A 1,948-nucleotide genomic window follows, 5' to 3' on the forward strand; every position below is an offset into this window, starting at 1 on the left:
GGGGCTGTTGCAAAAGTCTAATAGACTAAAGCAGCAGCCCTTTTTAATTATGTATATATTGAATAGAACCTGACCTACTACAAAAAGGGACCGCAAAGCGGTCCCAACGTGCTACTATTTGTTTAACGACAAACAATTAAAAGGAGCACGTGTTGAATCTTACATCATTTTCACAACATCAGCAATTATTCCTGGATTTAAACATATCGATTCCCTTTGAGGTAACCGATCATGAAGCTGCGCTTTTAATACTGTTACAAAACCTTGATTACAGTGATTTTCACCTTCCCAAGAAGAAATCCGGACGTCCGCATGCCGCTGATCCCTACACAATGATGCTCATAATAATCTATGCACGAATCCAGGGTAGATTCAGTTCCCGTGAAGTAGAACGCTTATGTAAGCGAGATATCTTTCTTCTTCAGATTCTCAAGGACAGGAAGGTTCCCGATCATACAACTTTCGATCGTTTTATACGCCGTCATGAAAAAGCTATTGATGGTCTTTTCTTTCAAGTAGCCAAACGCCTTGATTCATTGGGTGAGCTGGAAAAGGATGTTATCTACCAGGATGGCACTAAGATGGAGTCAAAAGCAGGGCGTTACAGCTTCGTCTGGAAGAAGGCGACAACAAAGAACCTGGCAAAGCTTCATAGGCATATTGAAACTCTGATAGCGGAAGCCAATCGGCTGTACTGCTGGAATCTGGAAGTGGACGATTGTCATATTGGGCTGAATTCTCTGATAGAAAGCTTAAAAGGAACAGGCTTGGCTCTGACACCTGAAAAAACAGGACGTGGCCATCACCTTTCAGATGTGCAAAAGTTCTATCGGGATGCTCTTAAATACAAGGAAAAACTTGAGAACTATGAGGACTATCTGGGATCCATGGACGGACGTAATAGCATGAGCAAAACAGATCCGGATGCGACTTTCATGCGCATGAAGGATGACTATATGCGTAATGGGCAACTCAAGCCTGCCTATAACCTGCAGGTTCTGGTTGATAGCGGGTACATTGTCGGTAGCTATGCCAGCGCCGACCGTACAGACTACGCCACTATGGTACCAGCCTTGGATCATATGCATAAATCCTTACCATGGAAGTATTCAAAGTATTGTGCCGATAGTGGGTATGACAGCCAGCAGAACTATGAGTACCTGGAAAACCATCAGATTGCAGCCTATATCAAACCCCAAGGGTATGAGCAGTCAAAAAAACGAACATACAGAAATGATATTGGAAGGAAGGAGAACATGACCTATAATGCAGAGCAGGACTGCTTTATCTGTTCTCGAGGTAAAAAACTGGAGCACCAATATATTCGGAAACGCAAGAATCAGTATGGATATGAAACAACTTCCCACATTTATCGATGCAAGAGAGGATGTAAGACTTGTCCTTCTCGTTCTGCCTGTATGAAAAGAAGTAAGGCTTCTTACAAACAGGTTCAGGTAAATCATAAACTCAGAGAATATCATCGTCAGGTTCTGAAATTGATAACCAGTGATGAGGGAGTAGAGATTCGTGTTAACAGAAGCATTCAGGCTGAAGGTGCTTTTGCTCAAATCAAAGCAAATTGGTCTTTCCGTAGATTCCTGCATTCGGGGATGGGGGGAATCCACACTGATTGGTTACTGATGTGTCTGGCAATGAACGCTGTTCGATTGGGAAACAGGCTTGCCCGTGATGAAGTAGGAAGCCCCTTTCGCTACATTCTCCCGGAAGAAGTGGCATAGAATATACTTAAAAAAGATAAAATTGATGTCTCACATTCATCTGAAGGGAGAGGTCTTTTTGGAGAACCATGAGCTCAGTAATTTCAAGCAGAAAAACCCACTAAAAGTAGAAGATGGTACTCATTTTTTTCTGTTGGGAAGCTTTTGGGTGGGGTATGGTTAGTTAGAAATAAGAAGGGCTGTTACAATTTTACTTTTGCAACAGCCCC

At 42.6% G+C, this 1,948-nt stretch carries 1 protein-coding gene; it reads left to right on the forward strand.

The genetic code is table 11. The features are described from left to right. Positions 1 to 152: 152 nt before the first annotated feature. Positions 153 to 1,739, forward strand: a complete 1,587-nt coding sequence (locus tag DV872_RS25975) for an IS1182 family transposase (RefSeq protein WP_158547197.1) — start codon at positions 153 to 155, stop codon at positions 1,737 to 1,739. Positions 1,740 to 1,948 lie beyond the last annotated feature (209 nt).

Origin of the sequence: Oceanispirochaeta sp. M1 (assembly GCF_003346715.1) — a bacterium.
GTDB lineage: Bacteria > Spirochaetota > Spirochaetia > DSM-2461 > DSM-2461 > Oceanispirochaeta.